A 20,052-nucleotide genomic window follows, 5' to 3' on the forward strand; every position below is an offset into this window, starting at 1 on the left:
CCGGCCGGTCACGGGCGGAGCGGCTCGATGTTCAGGGCTCCGGAGCGGAAGGCCGCCACCTCCACCCGGGCGCCGGGAAAACCGGCCTCGCGTACGGCCGGCACCAGGCCCGGCAGGCCGGCGGCCCGGGGCGTCAGGCCCGCGTCCAGCTCCACCCGCACCCGGTCGCCGAGGTCGCGCACCCGCAGGTCGGTGACCGGCAGACCGGCCCGGCCCAGCAGGCGGCGCACCGCCCGCTCGGCCGTCTCGATCCGGTGCAGCCGGGCCGGCGTCACCTCCACGCCGTAGGCCACCCGGCTGGCCAGACAGGGCGCGGCCGGCTTGTCCCAGGTGACCAGGTCCCACGCCTTGCTGATCCGCCGTACCTCGGCCTTGGTCAGACCGGCGTCGCGCAGCGGGGCGAGCACCCCGCGCTCGTCGGCGGCCCTGATCCCCGGCCGGAACGGGTCCACGGCGTCGTCGGCGTTGGTGCCGGTGGCGACGTGCGCGAAGCCGTGCTCCGCCGCCACCCGGCCGATCACGTCGAGTACCTCCGATTTGCAGAAGTAGCAGCGGTCGCGGCCGTTGGCGCGATAACCAGGGTTCGCCGTCTCGGCGGTGCGGGGCAGCGGGTGCCGTACGCCGAGGGAGGCCGCGAACCGCCGGGCCACGTCGAGTTCCTCTGCCGCCAGGCTGTCGGAGACCGCCGTCACCGCCAACACCCGCCCGGTTCCAAGTGCCCGGACCGCCGCCGCGAGCACCAGCGCGGAGTCGGCTCCGCCGGAGAAGGCGACGGCGAGTGAGGGCAGGGCCGTCAGCCGGTCGAGCAGTGTGGTGATCTTGGCGTCGGGGGTCATCCCGGTCTCTCCTGCGTAGGGGGCCGTTCGTGGGTCAGCCGCAGCGCCAGGGCGGCCGTCTCGCGCAGGGACAGGCCGAGCGCTGCCGAGGCGGCGGCCACGTCGTCGTGTTCGGGTTTGGCCGAGTGGGGTCCGTGCTTGACACGCACGCGGTGGCCCGCCAGGTCCACCTCGGTGGTGTGGCGGGGCAGGGCCGTGCGCTCGACCGCGACCTCGCGCACGCCGAGCGCGCCGGTCTCGGTGAGGACCAGCTCGCGCAGGGCCGGTGCGGCGGCGGGACGGCACAGCAGGTGCAGCACGTGCGCCGGCCGGCCCTTCTTCATGGTGGCCGGGGTGGCCCAGGCGTCCAGGGCGCCGGCGTCGAGGACCCGTGCGATCGTGTGGCCGAGCACCTCGCCGGTGACGTCGTCCAGGTTGGTCTCCAGGACGACCAGGGGCTCGGTGCCGGCGTCGCGGGCGGGCTCGGCGACGGTGACGGCGACGATGTTCGGGCGGTCGGGAAGCTCCCGGGTGCCCGCGCCGTAGCCGGTCGCCACCGGGGTCATCGCCGGCGGCGGGGTGTATCGCGCCCGCATGGCGCGCAGCAGCGCCGCCCCCGTGGGGGTCACGGTCTCCCCTGGCAGGTCGCTGCCGGTCACCAGTGCCCCCCGCAGCAGGGCCGCGGTCGCGGGGGCCGGTACGGGCAGTACGCCGTGGCGGGTGGTCACCGTGCCGGTGCCGAGGGGGATCGGGGCGCAGTGCACGGCCGTGACCCCGAGCAGGTGCAGCGCGGCGGCCACGCCGACGATGTCCACGAGCGCGTCGTGGCCGCCCAGCTCGTGCAGGTGCACCCGGCCGGGGTCGGTGCCGTGGATCCGGCCCTCCGCCTCGGCGATCGCCCGCAGCGCGGCGGTGGCGAGGGCGGCGACCGGTTCCGGCCGGGCGGCCCCGGCCATGGAGATCAGCTCGGCCGCCCGTCGCTCGGTCGCGGTGTCAGTGACCACGACTCGTACGCGGGTCACCGCCAGCCCGTGACTGACCGCCCGCCCGGCCGTCAGCTCCCACCCGGTGAGACCGGTCGATCCCACCGCGGCACGGATGCCGTCCAGCGGCGCCCCGGCGTCGATGAGCGCGGCCAGCAGCATGTCCCCCGCCAGGCCGGTGAACGGGTTGACCCAGCAGATCACGGTTGTCCTTCCGGTGTCGTCGCCTTCGCGGCTGCCGGGGACGGCTGGGGTGCGGGAGTGAGAGGGGGTGGTGAGAAGGTGCGCCGGGTGGCGGTGTGGGCGAGACGGTGGGCGGCCATGGCGGCGCCGAAGCCGGAGTCGATGTTGACCACGGTGAGGCCGGCGGCGCACGAGGACAGCATCGCCAGCAGGGCGGTGACGCCCTCCAGGGCCGCGCCGTACCCGACGGAGGTGGGCACGGCGATCACCGGCACCGCCACGAGACCGCCGACGGCACTGGCCAGCGCGCCCTCCATACCCGCCACGACGATCACCGCGTCGGCCGCGCGCAACCGGCCGGTCTCGGCGAGCAGTCGGTGGATTCCCGCCACGCCCACGTCGCGGACCACGGTGACGTTCAGCCCGAGCGCCCGGGCCACGGCCGCCGCCTCGGCCGCCACGGGCCCGTCGGACGTGCCCGCCGTGACCACCGCGACCGCGAAGGGCCCGGCCGCCGCCGGCCGCCACACCAGCAGCCGCGCCACCGGGTCGTGGGATCCGCCCAGCACGGCCGCCAGGACGGGCCCGGCGACCGCCTCCTCGACCCGCGTGGCCAGCACCGGGCCGGTGTTGCGGGTGAGCAGGGCGGACACGATGGCGGCGATCTCCCCGGCGGTCTTGCCCGGCCCGTAGACGACCTCGGGCGTTCCCTGGCGGGCCTCCCGGTCCACGTCGACCCGGGCGAACCCCAGGTCCACCACGCGTTCGCTCATGCCCGGCCGCCGGACAGGTAGGGGATGGTCTGCGGGCCCTCCGGCAGCACGCACACGCGGGCGCCCGGCCCGGCGGCGGCCAGCGCCTCGGTCACCGTGGCCGCGATGTCGCCGGTCTGTTCCAGATGGGCGGTCGCCAGGTCGGCGTCGCTGAGGTAGGAGGTGTGCATCACCACCCGCGCGCCCGCCTGGACGCGTGCCTGGATCTGCACCTGCCACTGGTCGGGGACGGTCACCGGCCGGGCGGCGATCGCGTCGAGCAGCGCCCGCGGGGAGGACGCCGAGGCCAGTACCTCACGGTAGGAGCCGTGGTCGGGGAAGCCGTCGCGGCACTCGGCGGCGCAGACGATCACGCCGCCCGGCCGGACCACCTGGAACGCCGCCGACATGCCCTTGACCGACTGGTAGAGGTTCTGGTCGAGGGGATAACCGGAGTTGGTGGTGACCACCACGTCGAAGGGCGCCTCGACCCGTCGCATGGCGACCCGGCGGGCGGCGGCGGTGGCGGCGGCGTGCATGGGCAGGATGTCACCGCCGAACGCCGCCGCGATGTCCTTGTCCCGGTTGAGGATCACGTCGAGGGCGAAGGTCACCCCGGTGCCCTCGGCGATGGCCCGCACGTCGTCGTGCACGGGATTGCCCTCGATCACTCCCCAGGTGGCCCGGGAGTCGCCGATGCGCGCGGCGTCGTGCAGGGTGAGCACGGTCTCCAGCGCGGCCAGGCCGGGGGCGACCAGCTTGGGCCCGCCGGAGAAGCCCGCGAAGAAGTGTGGCTCCACGAAACCGGTGGTGATCCGTACATCGGCCTCGACCCAGGCGGTGTTCAGCCATACCGGCACGTCCTTGCCGAAGCGGCCGAGGTAGGTGAGCGATCCCGGGTCGCGGGCGTCGTGGTTGACGATCCGCACGGAGTCCACCACCGTGTCGCCGAACATCGCGCGCAGTTCGGCCTCGGTGTTGCCGCGATGGGTGCCGGTCGCGACGAGGATGGTCACGTCGTCGAGGTCGATGACGCCGTCGAGCTCGTCGAGGATCGCCGGGATCATCAGGTGCCGCGGCTGGGGGCGGGTGATGTCGCAGGCCGAGATGGCGACGGTCTGGCCGGGCCGTACCCTCTCACGCAGCGGCGGCCCGGACACCGGGTCGCGCAGAGCCGCCCGCAGCACGCCCGTCTGGTCGGGCGCGGCCGCGTGGTGGACGGGGGTCACCACCGTGGTGGCGGTGTCGGGCAGTTCGACCGTCAGGCCGGTCTCCCCGTAGGCCAGGCGGACCTTCATCGTGTCTCCTTCTCACCGAGATCCGGCCAGAGCCCGTCGGGGATGCCGGTGCCGGGGCCGGCCGGGGCCGGATCGCCGTCGGCCCCGCCCTGGGGGTTCTCGACGTCTTCGAGTACCGAGCGGATCCACGTCTCGGTCGTGCCGATGTGCATCAGCGCCGCCGCCTGGGCGAGCGTCGCGTCACCGGCGGCCAGGGCGTTGTAGATCGCCTGATGCTCGGCGATGGTCTTGTGCGAGCTGCCGTCCTCGACCGTGCCGCGCCACACCCGCATCCGCAGGGTGCGGCCGGAGATCCCGTCGAGCAGGGTGGACAGCGTCTCGTTGCCGGTCGCCCGCACCACGGCGCGGTGGAAGGCGGCGTCGTGGTGGTTCAGTTTCTCCACGTCGTCACTGACCGCGCACATCGCGGTCAGGTGCTCGCCGACCTCGGCGAGCTGTTCGGCGGAGATCCGGGAAGCGGCCAGCGCGGTCGCCGCGGGTTCCAGCATCCGCCGCACCTGGACGATCTCCAGCAGGGTGTCGTCGCGTAGCAGTTCGACGGCGAGCCCCAGCCCTTCCAGCAGCAACCGCGGTTCCAGGCTGGTCACGTAGGTGCCGTCGCCCCGCCGTACGTCGAGCACCCGGGCCACGACCAGCGCCTTGACCGCCTCGCGCAACGGGTTGCGGGAGACGCCGAGCTGGGCGGCGAGCTGGTGCTCGGGGGGGAGCCGCGCTCCCGGGGGAAGATCGCCCGACTGGACGAGCGCCCGGATGCGGGAGATCGCCTCGTCGGTCAGGGACATGGGCACGACCTCCGTTCGTGGAGGCGCTCGATCGGTACGCAGGTCACCGCGGGAACATAACAGACATCCCATGTCCATGCGAGGGGTCGATCGATCGCTGGACAAACATGGGCTGTATGCGCGCAGCAGAGCTAGTAAATATCCGACTAATACCTCATGTTAACGATATCTCGCCCAAGGGTCTAGACACATCGCGCCCGGGAGATTACAAAGACATCCCATGTCCTTGTGGTGAAGATCTCTTCACCTTCCGGAAACATCCGCTGGAGGTAGAACCTTCGTGCGCACGCATCGCCAGAGCGGGGCACCGTGACGGAACTGATCACCGCGGTCGAGGCCCACGACATCCGGTTTCCCACATCTCGATACCTCGACGGTTCCGACGCCATGAACCCCGAGCCCGACTACTCCGCCGCCTACGTGATCGTGCGAACCGGCGGCGGGCAGGAAGGGCACGCGCTCGCCTTCACCGTCGGGCGCGGCAACGAGATCGCCGTCGCCGCCGTGAAGTCGCTGGCGCCGCTGGTAACCGGACGACCGGTGGCCGAGGTGCTCGGCGATCTCGGCGGGGTGTCGCGCCGGCTCACCGGCGACAGCCAGCTGCGCTGGCTCGGCCCGGAGAAGGGCGTCATCCACATGGCGGCGGGGGCCGTGCTCAACGCCCTGTGGGACCTTCGTGCGCGCAGGGCGGGCAAGCCGCTGTGGCGGCTGCTGTCGGAGCTGTCGCCGGAGGAGATCGTCGACGTCGTCGACTTCCGCTACCTGGAGGAGGCGCTCACCCGGGAGGAGGCGCTGACCATCCTGCGCGACGCCGAGCCGGGCCGCGACGGGCGCCGCGCACGCCTGCTCGCCGAGGGCTACCCGGCCTACACCACCACCCCCGGCTGGCTCGGCTACACCGACGACAAGCTGGTCCGGCTGGCCAAGGAGGCGGTCGCCGATGGGTTCCGCCTCATCAAGCTGAAGGTCGGCGCCGATCCGGCCGAGGATGTGCGGCGCGTGCGGCTGGCCCGCGAGGCGGTCGGCCCCGGCGTGCGCATCGCCGTGGACGCCAACCAGGCGTGGAACGTCGGCCAGGCGGTCGAACGTCTGGCCCCGCTCGCCGAGTTCGACCTTTACTGGATCGAGGAGCCCACCTCCCCCGACGACGTGCTCGGCCACGCCGCCATCCGGAAGCGGGTCGCGCCCATCAAGGTCGCCACCGGCGAGCACGCCCACAACCGGGTGATGTTCAAGCAGTTCCTGCAGGCGGGCGCGATCGACATCCTGCAGCTCGACGCGGCCAGGGTCGCCGGGGTCAACGAGAACATCGCCATTGTGCTGCTGGCCGCCAAGTTCGGGGTGCCGGTGTGCCCGCACGCGGGCGGCGTCGGCCTGTGCGAGATGGTCCAGCACCTGTCGATGTTCGACTACGTGGCCGTCAGCGGCACCACCGAGGACCGCGTCATCGAGTACATCGACCACCTGCACGAGCACTTCACCGCCCCGGTGGTGATCAGAGACGGCCGGTACGTCGCGCCCCTCGAACCGGGCGGAGGCGGCGAGATGCGCCCGGCGTCGCGCGCCGAGTACGCCTACCCGCACGGCCCCCGGTGGGCCGCCGACACCACCAGCACCGCCGACACCGACCCGGCCGTGGACGGCGGCACGCACGGACCCCGGCCGCGACCCAGCACAGGAAAGGAAAAACAACCATGAGACGAGGACTCGCCCTGGGAACGGCCGTCGCCCTGGCGGCCGGTCTGGCCGGCGCCTGCGGGGGCGACGCCGGCAGCGGCACAACCGCCCCGGAAGGCGGCAAGCCGGTCGTCGGGGTGGACTATCCCCGTTCCGACACCGACTTCTGGAACTCCTTCATCAAGTACGTCCCCCAGTTCGGCGCCGAGAACGGCCTGGAGCTGAAGACCTCCAACTCCCAGAACGACATCTCCAAGCTCACCGCCAACGTGCAGAGTCTCATCAGCCAGGGCGTCAAGGGCCTCGTGCTGGCGCCGCAGGACACCGCCGCCGTGGCCCCCACCCTCCAGCAGCTCGCCGCCAAGAAGATCCCCGTCGTCATGGTCGACACCCGCCCCGAGCAGGGCGACGCCTACATGGTGGTGCGCGCCGACAACCGGGCCTACGGGGAGAAGGCGTGCAAGTTCCTCGGCGAGAAGCTGTCCGGCAAGGGCAAGGTCGTGATGCTCCAGGGCGACCTGGCCTCCATCAACGGCCGCGACCGCACCGAGGCGTTCAACGACTGCATGAAGGCCGACTACCCCGGCATCACGGTGTTCGGCGAGGCCACCAACTGGGACGGCGCCGTCGCCTCGCAGAAACTCCAGACGCAGCTCACCGCCAACCCCGACATCAAGGGCGTCTACATGCAGTCGAGCTTCGCCCTGTCGGGCACCCTCCAGGTGCTCAAGCAGCGCCGGCTGCTGGTCCCCCCGGCCGACCCCAAGCACGTCTTCGTCATCTCCAACGACGGCATCCCCCAGGAGCTGAAGGAGATCGCCGCCGGCAACATCGACGCCACCGTCTCGCAACCGGCCGACCAGTACGCCAAGTACGCGCTGGAGTACACCAAGGCCGCCATCGACGGGAAGACGTTCAAGCCCGGCGCGACCGACCACGACAGCACCATCGTCCAGGTGCGCCCTGGCCTGCTGGAGGACCAGCTCTCCGCGCCCCTGGTCACCGCCGACGGCGGCACCTACGGCGACGTCCCGAGCGTCAAGCCGGACGACTCCTCGCTGTGGGGCAACACCCTTGGCGGCTGACCCGGCGCCCATCCCTCTCGTCGAGGCGGTGGGCGTCACCAGGAGATACGGCGAGACCGTCGCGCTGGACCGCGCCGGAATCCAGATCATGCCCGGCCAAACCCACGCCCTGGTCGGCCGCAACGGGGCCGGGAAGTCCACCCTGGTCTCGATCCTCACCGGCCTCCAGCCCCCCGACGAGGGTGAGGTGCGGTTCGGCGGCGAACCCGCCCCGCGCCTGGCCGACCGCGACGCCTGGCGGCGGCGGGTGGCCTGCGTCTACCAGAAGTCCACGATCATCCCCGAACTGACCGTGGCGGAGAACCTCTACCTGCACCGCCACGACCTGAACCGGTTCGGACTGGTCCGCTGGGGCGCACTGCGGCGCAAGGCGGCCACGCTGCTCGCCGCCTGGTCGGTGGACGTCGACGTACGCCTGCCGGCCGGCGAGCTGGACGTCGAGCAGCGGCAGTTCGTGGAGATCGCCCGTGCGCTGTCCTTCGGCGCCCGGTTCATCATCCTCGACGAACCGACCGCCCAGCTCGACGCCGCCGCCATCGCCCGGCTGTTCACCCGCATCCGCACCCTGCAGGAACAGGGAGTGACCTTCCTGTTCATCAGCCACCACCTGCAGGAGATCTACGAGATCTGCGACACGGTCACCGTCTTCCGCGACGCCCGGCACATCCTGACCACCACGGTGGCCGACCTGACGCACGCCGACCTGGTGGCGGCGATGGCGGGAGAGGCCACCGGCCTGTCCACCGCACTCCCCCGGGCCTCCGTGCCCGCCGACGCCGGCGTGGTGCTCGGCGTGCGCGACCTGTCGTACGGCGACGCCTACCGGGAGATCGACTTCCACGTCCGGGCCGGCGAGATCGTCGGCCTGGCGGGCGCGGCCGCCAGCGGCCGGACCGAACTGGCCGAGACCGTCGCCGGGCTGCGCGCGGCCGGTTCGGGCGCGATCGAGGTCGCCGGCCGTCGCCCCCGCCCCGGCAGCGTGCCCGACGCGCTCGCCGCGGGGATCGGCTTCGTCCCTCGCGACCGGCATCACCAGGGATTCGTCTCGATGATGTCGATCGCCGACAACGCCACCATGACCGTTCCCGAACGGCTCGGCGAGGCCGGCCTGATCAACGGCCGGCGGCGTGACCGGCTGGCCAGGACTCTGATCACCAACCTGGCGATCAAGACTCCCGGCCCCGGCCTGCCCGTGATGGGCCTGTCCGGCGGCAACCAGCAGAAGGTCGTCATGGCCAGGGCGCTGGCCTCCGATCCCCGGCTGCTCGTGCTGATCACCCCCACCGCCGGGGTGGATGTGAAGTCCAAGGAGTTCCTGCTCGGCAAGGTCGAGGAGACGGCCGCCACGGGGAGCGGCGTGTTGATCGCCTCCGACGAGCTCGACGACCTGCGGCTGTGCGACCGGCTGCTGGTGATGTTCCAGGGCCGCCTCGTCGCGGAGATGGCCGCCGGATGGCACGACCACGACGTGGTGGCGGCCATGGAAGGAGTCCGGCTCGATGCCCTCGACGCCTGAGAAAACCCGCACGCCCGCCGCGGAGAGCGCCGCCCCCCGGCAGGAGCGGCCGCGAGTGCGGCTGGCCCGGCTGCGTGACCTCGCGCTGGTTCCCGCGATCATCGTGATCGCCGTCGTCGGCCAGATCGTCCACCCGATCTTCCTGCAGCCCGACAACCTGATCAACATCCTGCAGACCATGTCGGAGATGTCGCTGCTGGTGATGGCGCAGACGATCGTCCTGGTCGCCGGCAAGATGGATCTCTCGCTGGAGTCGACCTTCGGTCTCGCGCCGGGCGTGGCCGCCTGGCTGACCGTCGCCGTCGGCTCGGGCGCCGGGCTGGGCGTGCTGTCGGGCGTCTGGGCGATCCCGGTCACCCTGGCCGTCGGCGCGCTGATCGGCGCGATCAACGCGCTGCTGATCGTGCGGTTCGGGCTCAACGGCTTCATCGTCACCCTCGGCATGCTGATCGTGCTGCGCGGCCTGCTCACCGGCATCTCCGGCGGCCAGACCTTCTTCAACCTGCCGCCGTCGATGCTCTACCTCGGCTCGGCCCTGTGGCTCGGTGTGCCCGCCTCGATCTGGCTGTGCCTGCTGCTGTTCGCCGCCGGCATCGTGCTGCTCGGCTTCACCCGCTATGGCCGCGCCCTGTACGCCATCGGAGGCAACGTGGACGCGGCCAAGGCCGCCGGCATCCGCACCGGCCGGGTGCTGTGGACCGCCCTGGTGGGCGCCGGCCTGCTCGCCGCCCTCGGCGGCCTGCTGCTGTCGGGACGCCTCGCCTCGGTGGCCGCCGCCCAGGGCGACGGCGCCATCTTCACCGTGTTCGCCGCGGCCGTCATCGGAGGCGTCAGCCTCAACGGCGGCAAGGGCACCATGTTCGGCGCGTTCACCGGCATCCTGCTCCTCTACATGATCCAGAACGTCCTCACCCTGGCCGGCGTGCCCGCCCAGTGGATCCAGGCCCTCAACGGCGCCATCATCCTCATCGCCCTCATCCTGTCCCGCCTCACCGGAGGCAAAGTCCAGGAATAACCCGCCCCAGACACCCCTTTCCCGTTCCTCCGCCTCGGCACCTCCACATGCCACACCCCCTACCGATGGGAACGACCATGTCCGACGAGAACCACCTGACACGCAGGCAACTGATACAGATCGGAACAGCCGGAGCCGGCGCCCTGCTGTTGCCGCTGCAGTGGACGGCGGCCGCGCGGGCCGCCTCGGCGCCTCCTGCGGCGGTGAGCGCTGTCAATGATCTGGCGCTGTGGTACGACGAGAGCGCGGGCACCGAGTGGCTGCGCGCGCTTCCGATCGGTAACGGCCGGCTGGGCGCCATGGTGTTCGGCAACGTCGACACCGAGCGGCTGCAGCTCAACGAGGACACCGTCTGGGCCGGCGGCCCGTATGACCAGAGCAACACCAGGGGCGCGGCGGCGCTGGGCCAGATCCGCCAGCTGGTCTTCCAGAACCAGTGGAGCCAGGCCCAGACCCTGATCGACCAGAACATGCTCGGCAGCCCCGCGGGCCAGCTGGCCTACCAGACCGTCGGCAACCTGCGGCTCGCGTTCGGCAGCTCTTCGGGGGTCTCGGAGTACAACCGCTACCTGGACCTGACCACGGCCACCACGACGGTGTCGTACCTGCGAAACGGGGTGCGCCACCAGCGCGAGACGTTCGCGAGCGCGCCGGACCAGGTGATCGTCATGCGCCTGACCGCCGACAGGCCCGGCTCGATCACGTTCTCGGCGACGTTCGACAGCCCCCAGCAGACGACGCGATCCAGCCCGGACGGCACGACGGTGGCACTCGACGGCGTCTCGGGCAGCATGGAGGGCAAGACCGGCGCGGTCCGCTTCCTGGGTTTGGCCCGTGCCGTCGTCGACGGCGGCAGTGTCAGCAGCTCCGGCGGCACGCTGCAGGTGACGTCCGCGAACAGCGTGACGGTGCTGATCTCGATCGGTTCCAGCTACCGCACCTTCCGCGACGTCAGCGGCGACCACCAGGGCATCGCGCGGCAGCATCTGAACGCCGCCGTCGCCAGGACCCACGCCGATCTGCGTGCCCGGCACGTGGCCGACTACCAGCGGCTGTTCGGGCGCACGACACTCGACCTCGGCCGTACCTCGGCGGCCGACCAGCCGACCGACGTGCGGATCGCGCAGCACAACAGCGTCAACGACCCGCAGTTCGCGGTGTTGTTGTTCCAGTACGGCCGCTACCTGCTGATCTCCTCCTCCCGGCCCGGCACCCAGCCGGCCAACCTGCAGGGCATCTGGAACGACTCGCTGGCGCCGGCCTGGGACTCGAAGTACACCATCAACGCCAACCTGCCGATGAACTACTGGCCGGCCGACACGACGAACCTGTCGGAGTGTTTCGAGCCGGTGTTCAGGATGGTCAACGATCTCACGGTCAGCGGCGCCCGTACGGCCCAGGTCCAGTACAACGCCGGCGGCTGGGTGACCCACCACAACACCGACGCGTGGCGGGGCAGCTCCGTCGTCGACGGCGCGTTCTGGGGCATGTGGCAGACCGGCGGCGCGTGGCTGGCCACCCTGATCTGGGAGCACTACACCTTCACCGGCGACATCGAGTTCCTCCGGCAGTACTACCCGGCGATGAAGGGTGCCTCGCAGTTCTTCCTCGACACCCTCGTGCCGGAACCGAGCCTCGGGTTCCTGGTCACGAACCCGTCCAACTCCCCGGAGCTGGCCCACCACAGCGGCGTCAGCGTCTGCGCCGGCCCCACGATGGACAACCAGATCCTGCGCGACCTGTTCGACGGCTGCGCCAAGGCCGGCCAGGCGCTCGGCGTCGACGCCGACTTCCGGACGCGGGTCCTGGCCGCCCGCGACCGGCTGGCGCCGACGAAGATCGGCTCGCGCGGCAACATCCAGGAGTGGCTGTACGACTGGGTGGAGACCGAGCCCGCCCACCGGCACGTCTCCCACCTCTACGGCCTGCACCCCAGCAATCAGATCACCAGACGCGGTACCCCGGCGCTGTACACCGCCGCGCGGCGGACCCTCGAACTGCGCGGCGACGACGGGACCGGCTGGTCGCTCGCCTGGAAGATCAACTACTGGGCGCGTATGGAGGAGGGCGCCCGCGCCCACACCCTGATCCGTCTCCTGGTGACGACGGCCCGGCTCGCGCCGAACATGTTCGACCTGCACCCGCCGTTCCAGATCGACGGCAACTTCGGCGCCACCTCCGGTATCGCGGAGATGCTCCTGCAGAGCCACAACGGTGAGCTGCACGTGCTCCCGGCGCTGCCGTCCGCCTGGCCGGCCGGGAAGGTGCAGGGACTGCGGGGACGTGGCGGCTACACGGTGGACACGACGTGGAGCTCCGGCGCGGCCACCGAGATCCTCGTCAGGTTCGACCGCGACGGGACCGTCAACGTGCGCAACCGGATCTTCACCGGCACCTACCAGGTGGTCGACACCACGAGCGGCGCCGCCGTCACCGTCACCAAACCCGAGTCCGACGTCATCGCGCTGACCGGCCAGGCAGGCCGCACATACCGCCTGACGGGGTCCGGCGCACCGCCGACGAGTTACGTGCGGATCGCCAACGTGACCACCGGCCTGGTCCTGGACAGCGGCGGCAACGTCGCCTCCGGGTCGAACCTCAAACAGTGGAACAACGACGGCAGCACCAACCTGCAGTGGCAGCTCGTCGACCTGGGGAGCGGCTGGTACCGCATCGTCAACCGCACCAACGGCATGGTCGTCGACAGCTGGGGCAACACCGCCAACGGCGCGAGCGCCCGGCAGGCGGCCTGGAGCGGCAACAACAACCAGCAGTGGCGCCTCAACAACGTCGGCAACGGCCGCTACCAGATCATCAACCGCGGCACCGGAACGGCCCTCGACGGCATGGGCAACAGCACCGCCGGCTCCACCGTCGCCATGTGGACGCCCAACACCAACGCCAACAACCAATGGACCATCACGGGCGTGTGACGGCCGGTAACCCGTCCCAGACCTGATCCATGTGTGCTTCGCCGCGACCGGCCACCGGTTACGGCGAAGCACATCCCGGTGTGCCCGTCGTGCGCCGGGATGGCTCCGGCACCTACGCGGAAGCGGTCCGCTGTCGGAGCGCGGGAGGTCGTCGATGATCGAGACGCGTGTCACATACCGACCGGCCTGAGTGACGTCGAGTGGGAAGCTCTTGCTCCGTCGATCCCGCCGGTCGAGGTGGGTGGGCCTCCGGCGACTGTATGAGCGGCGTGAGATCGTCAACGCACTGGCGTACCGGCTTCGGGCCGGGTGCGCCTGGAGGCTGCCGCACGGCTTTCCACCGTGACAGACGGGTCCATCGCCACTGGCGGCTGTGGCGGATCGAGGGTCGTTGGTCAGGAGATTCCGGCCGTGCCGCGAGAGCGAGAAAGCACTCGGCAAGACCGGCTTCCGCGCCGTTGGGTGGTGGAAGGGACCTACGCCTGGCTGGGCCGCCACCGCCGATCGGCCAAGGACCACGAGTGTCTGCCGACCACCTCGGAGAACACCGTCTATCTGGCTATGAGCTTCACCCTGCTCCACCGGCTCACCCGAGCACCAAACCTAACGACTTTTCAGACGTCCTCTAACTATCGGGAACACCCGACCGCGGTGTCTTTTCCCCGTATTCCAGCTGCCCCTCACCAACGCTAGGTCCGCGTTACGGCGGTGTCAATCGTTCACACGCCAGAAACTTACACAAGATCCAAGTAGGATTTCGGCTCTCCCCAAAAGCCACCATGCTCTCGCTGACGACAAGCTCGACCTCCGGTTCGAGAGCCCCCGCTCCGGACCAGGCTGATCGCCATGGCGGCCTTCGTGCGGTGCCCACCTCGATCAGCGGTCGGCGCCAAGCCGGTGACGGAGGTTCGTTGGCCGGGATCATATCGGAAGCGTATCGGGATGCCGCACGCTTCCTGATCATGACCGTTTTCGCTGTTCCTGGCCGTCGTGGGCGCTTTCCTTCGAGTGGCGGACCGGTCGTGATCCGACGGGTGTCGGAAGTCAACCGGACGGGGAGCCGCTACATCTGACAGCCAGGTCACGAAAATTGGCTGGATTCGGTCTGAAGTTTACGGTTGCCAAGTCGTAACTTCTGTGAAACTTTCACTTGCGCAGGCGCCGTTAGGTGATCTCTCTCCGGACGAATGTCCAGGCGGGGAAGCATGCCAACGGCAATGCCCAGGTCAGCGAAGCCCACAGCTCGTTGACGCCGGTCGACCAATCGGATGTACTCCGCGACATCACCCCCCTCAGGAGCAGGCCATGAAGATCTGGAACCTCGAATGTTAGCGATAACAATTCTTCGTGGCCGACGCCTGACCTCTGACCAGCCCAGGAGCATCGGATGCCTCTCCTCCCCGGACACCCGCCCGTCACGGAACCGCCGCCGGTCCCTCGCCGCATCGGCGGCCGGCCGTCCTCATGACGCCGGTCTTGGCGCTCGGCGCCGCCGCGCCGTCCGCCTTCGCCCTCAACGAGAGCACCCGCACCCGTGCATGCCCGTCGGCGGGAGAGCCGTCTGCCCGGTGCCGAAAGCCTCGGTGGACGACGGCCCGTCACCGTCCAGCGGCCAGGTCACCGCGCGCAGCGTCGGTCACGACGCGGCGACACCTCCGGCGGCTCGGTGAGCATCGGCTTCCAGGCCGATACAGCGGCGATACCGGTGAATCCTCACTATTCGCCCTCAACGGCCGGACCTGCGGTGTGACCTGACCTCACATCGCACCCGGGTCTCGTCACCTGCCAAAGGACGGGACCGAGCACCCCCGCCTGTACCCCCGGAGAAAGGAACACTCGTGTCCCTGAGCCGCAGGCAGTTCGGCAAGGCCGCCCTGACATCGGCCGCCCCCGCCACCACCGGCGTGGTCGGCTTCCCCCGGGTCGCGGGGCTCGCCGACGGGAACCGGTCGTCGTTCCGCTCCCACGACTTCCCGCCCCACCACCTGCGACACCAGGGCTACGTGCTGCGCATCGACCCCATCAGTTCGTCATCAAGCGCCGCCGACCACCTGGGCGCGACCTTCCGGGTTATCTCATGAGTGAAATGTTATCGCTAACACTTCGTCCGGGCGCGGCATCTCCGCACCGGAAGCCGTGGTCAACCGCTCCAACGACCTGACCACGTGAAACGGGTGGTCGACCGTGATGGCTTCGGCCGACCACCTCACCCCCCATCCCCAAGGAGCCTCCCCATGCCCTTGAGCCGTCGCCAGCTCTTTCGGGCCGCGGGCGCGACCGCCGCGCTCTCGGCCGTCGGCCAGGTGGTGGGCACGTCCCACGCCCTGGCTGCGCTCCCGTGGGTCAGATCCGAGATCGGTGCCCTAGCCTACGAGTTCGACCTCGGCCAGGTCCGGCTGACCTCCGGCCGCTGGCTGGACAACCAGAACCGCACTCTCAACTACCTGCGCTTCGTCGACGTCGACCGGCTGCTGTACGTCTTCCGCGCCAACCACCGCCTGTCCACCAACGGCGCGGCGGCCAACGGCGGCTGGGACGCGCCCAGCTTCCCGTTCCGGTCCCACATGCAGGGCCACTTCCTGACGGCCTGGGCGCAGGCCTACGCCGTACTCGGAGACACCACCTGCCGGGACAAGGCCAACCAGATGGTCGCCGAGCTGGCCAGGTGTCAGGCCAACAACGGCGCGGCCGGGTTCACCACCGGCTACCTGTCAGGCTTCCCCGAGTCCGACATCACCGCGGTCGAGAACCGCACGCTGAGCAACGGTAACGTGCCGTACTACTGCATCCACAAGACCCTCGCCGGGCTGCTGGACGTGTGGCGGCACATCGGCAACACCCAGGCCAGGACCGTGCTCCTCGCCCTCGCCGGGTGGGTGGACACCCGGACCGGCCGCCTGTCCTCCAGCCAGATGCAGGCGATGCTGGGCACCGAGTTCGGCGGCATGAACGCCGTGCTCACCGACCTGTACCAGATGACCGGGGACTCCCGCTGGCTGGCGGTCGCGCAGCGCTTCGACCACGCCGCCGTGTTCGATCCGCTCGCCGCCAACCAGGACCGGCTCAACGGCCTGCACGCCAACACGCAGGTGCCCAAGTGGATCGGCGCCGCGCGGGAATACAAGGCGACCGGGACCACCCGCTACCGCGACATCGCCGCCAACGCCTGGGCCATCACGATCAACGCCCACACCTACGCCAACGGCTCCAACAGTCAGGCCGAGCACTTCCGCGCCCCCAACGCCATCGCCGCGCACCTGACCAGGGACACCGGCGAGGCCTGCAACACCTACAACATGCTCAAGCTCACCCGGGAGTTGTGGACGCTGTCGCCGACCCGGGCCGACTACTTCGACTACTACGAGAACGCCCTGATCAACCACCTGATCGGCCAGCAGAACCCGGCCGACAGCCGCGGCCACGTCACCTACTTCACCCCGCTCAACCCCGGTGGGAGGAGAGGCGTCGGCCCGGCCTGGGGCGGCGGCACGTGGAGTACCGACTACAACTCGATGTGGTGCTGCCAGGGCACCGGCATCGAGACCAACACCAAGCTGATGGACTCGATCTACTTCCACAACGGCACCACGCTGTTCGTGAACCTGTTCGCGCCCTCCACGCTCAACTGGTCACAGCGCGGCATCACGGTCACCCAGACGACGTCGTATCCGGTGAGCGACACCACGTCGTTGCAGGTCATCGGCAATGTGAGCGGGTCATGGACGATACAGGTCCGCATCCCGGCCTGGACCCAGGGCGCGACGATCAGCGTCAACGGCGTCCAGCAGAACGTCGTCACCACCCCGGGCACCTACGCCTCGATCACCCGGTCGTGGACGTCGGGCGACACGGTGACCGTACGGCTCCCGATGCGGGTGGTCCTGAAGGCCGCCAACGACAACCCGAACCTGCAGGCCGTCACCTACGGCCCGGTCGTGCTGTCGGGCGACTACGGAAGCACATCCCTGTCGTCGGCGCCGACACTGACCCCCTCGACGATCGTCCGGACCAGCACCTCGGCACTGGCGTTCACGGCCACGGCCAACGGGGCATCGGTGAACCTGGGTCCGTTCCACGACGCCGCCAACCACAACTACGTCGTCTACTGGAACGCCACGGGGCAGGGCGGCGGGGGCGGCGGGGCGAGCTTCCGGCTGATCAACGCGGCCAGCGGGCTGGCACTCGGCATCCAGAACATGTCGACCGCCGACGGCGGCCTGGCGTTGCAGTGGACCGACAACGGCACCGCCGACCATGACTGGGTGCCGATCGTGGACGGCAACGGGCTGCGGTTCCGCAACGTCAACAGCGGCAAGGTGCTGGGCGTCGAGAACATGTCGACGGCCGACAACGCCCGGGTCCTGCAGTGGGGTGACACCGGCACCGCCGACCATCGGTGGACGATCACCGACGTCGGCGACGGCTCGGTCAAGATTCGCAACGCCAACAGCTCGAAGCTGCTGGGCATCCTGAACGGCTCGACCGCCAACGGCGCCCAGGCGGTGCAGGACCCCGACAACGGCTCGGCCGACAACCAGTGGCGGTTCGTGCCCAACGGCGCGCGCCGCGTCCAGAACGTGGCGACCGGCATGGTGCTCGGGGTCACCAACATGTCCACCGCCGACGGCGCGCTCGTCGTCCAGTGGGGTGACACCGGCACCGCCGATCACCTCTGGACGGCCGTCGTCGACACCGGCGGTTACCTGCGCCTGCGCAACTCCAACAGCCAGAAGGTGCTGGGGGTGGAGAACGCCGCCACCGCGGCGGGTTCCCGGGTCGTGCAGTGGGCCGACAACGGCACCGGTGACCACCGCTGGCGGCTGCGCTACGGGAGCGGCGCCACCTTCCGCATCCAGTGCGCCAACGGCGGCCGGGTCCTCGGCCTGGCCGGCACCGCCCAGGGCGCGCAGGTCGTACTCGCCGACGACAACGGCTCGAACAACAACCTCTGGAGGTTCTTGTGAGACGTGTGCTCGCGGTTCTCTCATCTCTGCTCCTCGTCGGCGTGTTTCTCACGATCCAGTCCGCGAACGCGGCGACCGTCGACACCAACGCCTGGTACGTGCTGGTCAACCGCACCAGCGGCAAGGCCCTGGACGTCTACAACCTGGCCACGGCCGACGGCGGCCGGATCACCCAGTGGGCCCGTAACAACGGCAACCAGCAGCAGTGGCAGTTCGTCGACTCGGGCGGCGGCTACTACCGCGTCAAGTCCCGCCATTCGGGCAAGGTGCTGGACGTCAGCGGCTTCTCCACCGCCAACGGCGGCGCCGTCGTGCAGTGGGCCGACCTCAACGGCACCAACCAGCAGTGGCGCCTGGCCGACTCCGACGGCGGCCACGTCCGCCTGATCAACCGCAACAGCAACAAGGCCCTGGAGGTCCAGGGAGCCTCCACCGCCGACGGCGCCAACATCGTCCAGTACGACGACTGGGGCGGCAACAACCAGCAGTGGCAGTTCGTCCAGGTCGGCACCGGACCGAACCCCACACCGACGCCGACCCCAGGCGGCAACTACACCAACCCCGTGGTCTGGCAGGACTTCGCCGACGGCGACATCATCCGGGTCGGCGACGCCTACTACTACTCGGCCTCGACGATGCACTACTCACCCGGCGCGCCGATCCTGCGCTCCTACAACCTGGTCGACTGGGAGTACGCGGGTCATTCGGTGCCCAGGCTCGACTTCGGCTCGAACGCCTACGACCTCAACGGCGGACGGGCCTATGTGAAGGGCATCTGGGCCTCGACGCTCAACCACCGGCCGAGCAACAACACGTTCTACTGGATGGGCTGCGTCGAGTTCAACCGCACCTACGTCTACACCGCCTCCGCCGTGGACGGGACCTGGACCAAGCGCTCACAGATCAACAACTGCTACTACGACGCCGGCCTGCTCGTCGACGACGACACCATGTACGTCGCCTACGGCAACGGCACGATCAGCGTCGCCCAGCTCTCGGCCGACGGCCTCAGCCAGGTGCGCGCCCAGCAGGTGTTCCAGACTCCCTCCAGCGTCGGCACCCTGGAGGGCGCCCGCTTCTACAAGCGCAACGGTTACTACTACATCTGGCTGACCCGCCCCGCCAACGGCCAGTACGTGCTGCGTTCCACCAGCCCGTTCGGCCCGTACGAGATGCGCCAGGTCCTGTTGAACATGCCCGGCCCGATCTCCGGCGGCGGCGTACCGCACCAGGGCGGGCTCGTGCAGACGCAGAACGGCGCCTGGTACTACATGTCGTTCGTCGACGCCTACCCCGGCGGCCGGGTTCCGGCCCTGGCGCCGATCAACTGGAGCACCGACGGCTGGCCGACCGTCCAGACGGTCAACGGCGGCTGGGGCGTCAACTACCCGAAGCCGAACATCCAGACCACCAAGACCGTGGCCTCGATGATCGGTCCGGACTCGTTCACCTCGGCCAGTCTCGGTCATCGGTGGGAGTGGAACCACAACCCCGACACCAGCCGCTTCTCCACCGGCAGCGGCCTGCGGCTGCAGACCGCGACCGTCACAGGCGACCTCTACAACGCCCGCAACACCCTGACCCACCGCATCCAGGGCCCATCGTCCACCGCGACGATCGAGCTCGACTACTCGACGATGAGCAACGGTGACCGGTCCGGGCTGGCGATGCTGCGCGACTCGTCGGCGTGGATCGGCGTCAAACGCGACAACGGCACCAACCGGGTGGTGATGACCAACGGCCTCACCATGAACAGCAGTTGGCAGACCACCGGAACCGGCACCGAAGCCGCGAGCGCCGGCATCTCCGGCGGCCGGATCTGGCTGCGCGTCAACGCCGACATCCGTCCGGGGTCCGGACGCCAGGCCCGGTTCTCCTACAGCACCGACGGCGTCACCTTCACCCCCCTCGGTCCGGCCTTCACGTTGAACAACGCGTGGCAGTTCTTCATGGGCTACCGCTTCGGAATCTTCAACTACGCCACCCAGTCTCTGGGGGGCGCGGTGACAGTGCGCCGGTTCGACCTCACCACACCATGAAACCGAAAGG

The 20,052-nt window shown here is 70.0% G+C and carries 14 protein-coding genes; 9 read left to right on the top strand and 5 right to left on the bottom strand.

The window, feature by feature from the left end; all coding sequences use genetic code 11:
- Window positions 1-8: 8 nt before the first annotated feature.
- Genes larE through OG587_RS33295 form a run of 5 tightly spaced genes read right to left on the bottom strand, consistent with a single transcriptional unit; the run spans window position 9 to window position 4,813 of the window.
- Window positions 9-836 carry an ATP-dependent sacrificial sulfur transferase LarE gene (gene larE, locus OG587_RS33275; protein WP_329082367.1) on the bottom strand — a complete coding sequence of 276 codons (828 nt, stop codon included), beginning with the start codon at window positions 834-836 and terminating at the stop codon, window positions 9-11.
- On the bottom strand, window positions 833-2,002 hold the full coding sequence (gene larC, locus OG587_RS33280) for a nickel pincer cofactor biosynthesis protein LarC (RefSeq protein ID WP_329082369.1): 1,170 nt from the start codon (window positions 2,000-2,002) through the stop codon (window positions 833-835). The genes larE and larC overlap by 4 nt, the downstream gene beginning before the upstream one ends.
- A complete protein-coding gene (larB, locus tag OG587_RS33285; RefSeq protein ID WP_329082371.1) occupies window positions 1,999-2,754 on the bottom strand; it encodes a nickel pincer cofactor biosynthesis protein LarB in 756 nt (251 codons plus the stop codon). Before larB ends, larC begins: the two co-directional genes overlap by 4 nt.
- A complete protein-coding gene (larA, locus tag OG587_RS33290) occupies window positions 2,751-4,031 on the bottom strand; it encodes a nickel-dependent lactate racemase (protein ID WP_329082373.1) in 1,281 nt (426 codons plus the stop codon). Before larA ends, larB begins: the two co-directional genes overlap by 4 nt.
- On the bottom strand, window positions 4,028-4,813 hold the full coding sequence (locus OG587_RS33295) for a FadR/GntR family transcriptional regulator (RefSeq protein WP_329082375.1): 786 nt from the start codon (window positions 4,811-4,813) through the stop codon (window positions 4,028-4,030). The genes larA and OG587_RS33295 overlap by 4 nt, the downstream gene beginning before the upstream one ends.
- A 309-nt stretch (window positions 4,814-5,122) precedes the next feature.
- Here OG587_RS33295 and OG587_RS33300 point away from each other — a divergent pair, with 309 nt between their 5' ends.
- The 9 genes from OG587_RS33300 (at window position 5,123) to OG587_RS33340 (ending at window position 20,042) form a co-directional block, all read left to right on the top strand.
- On the top strand, window positions 5,123-6,511 hold the full coding sequence (locus OG587_RS33300; RefSeq protein ID WP_329082377.1) for an enolase C-terminal domain-like protein: 1,389 nt from the start codon (window positions 5,123-5,125) through the stop codon (window positions 6,509-6,511).
- Window positions 6,508-7,575 (top strand): sugar ABC transporter substrate-binding protein, encoded by a 1,068-nt coding sequence (locus OG587_RS33305; protein ID WP_329082379.1) that lies wholly within the window; start codon window positions 6,508-6,510, stop codon window positions 7,573-7,575. The genes OG587_RS33300 and OG587_RS33305 overlap by 4 nt, the downstream gene beginning before the upstream one ends.
- On the top strand, window positions 7,565-9,091 hold the full coding sequence (locus tag OG587_RS33310; protein WP_329082381.1) for a sugar ABC transporter ATP-binding protein: 1,527 nt from the start codon (window positions 7,565-7,567) through the stop codon (window positions 9,089-9,091). Before OG587_RS33305 ends, OG587_RS33310 begins: the two co-directional genes overlap by 11 nt.
- Window positions 9,075-10,106: an ABC transporter permease gene (locus OG587_RS33315; RefSeq protein ID WP_329082383.1), complete on the top strand. Its 1,032-nt coding sequence runs from the start codon at window positions 9,075-9,077 to the stop codon at window positions 10,104-10,106. The genes OG587_RS33310 and OG587_RS33315 overlap by 17 nt, the downstream gene beginning before the upstream one ends.
- Before the next feature lie 77 nt (window positions 10,107-10,183).
- Window positions 10,184-13,039: a glycosyl hydrolase family 95 catalytic domain-containing protein gene (locus OG587_RS33320; protein ID WP_329082385.1), complete on the top strand. Its 2,856-nt coding sequence runs from the start codon at window positions 10,184-10,186 to the stop codon at window positions 13,037-13,039.
- Between the two features lie 190 nt (window positions 13,040-13,229).
- Entirely contained in the window at window positions 13,230-13,385 is a 156-nt protein-coding gene (locus OG587_RS33325) for a transposase (protein WP_329430027.1), read from the top strand.
- Window positions 13,386-14,877: 1,492 nt separating this feature from the next.
- Complete coding sequence (locus tag OG587_RS33330) at window positions 14,878-15,120, top strand: AbfB domain-containing protein (protein ID WP_329082389.1); 243 nt, start codon at window positions 14,878-14,880, stop codon at window positions 15,118-15,120.
- Window positions 15,121-15,273: 153 nt separating this feature from the next.
- Window positions 15,274-18,003 (top strand): beta-L-arabinofuranosidase domain-containing protein, encoded by a 2,730-nt coding sequence (locus OG587_RS33335; RefSeq protein WP_329082392.1) that lies wholly within the window; start codon window positions 15,274-15,276, stop codon window positions 18,001-18,003.
- A gap of 41 nt (window positions 18,004-18,044) precedes the next feature.
- Window positions 18,045-20,042 carry a family 43 glycosylhydrolase gene (locus tag OG587_RS33340; RefSeq protein ID WP_329082394.1) on the top strand — a complete coding sequence of 666 codons (1,998 nt, stop codon included), beginning with the start codon at window positions 18,045-18,047 and terminating at the stop codon, window positions 20,040-20,042.
- The last annotated feature ends 10 nt before the right edge of the window (window positions 20,043-20,052 follow it).

It is taken from the genome of Streptosporangium sp. NBC_01469 (genome assembly GCF_036227305.1).
Classification (GTDB): domain Bacteria; phylum Actinomycetota; class Actinomycetes; order Streptosporangiales; family Streptosporangiaceae; genus Streptosporangium.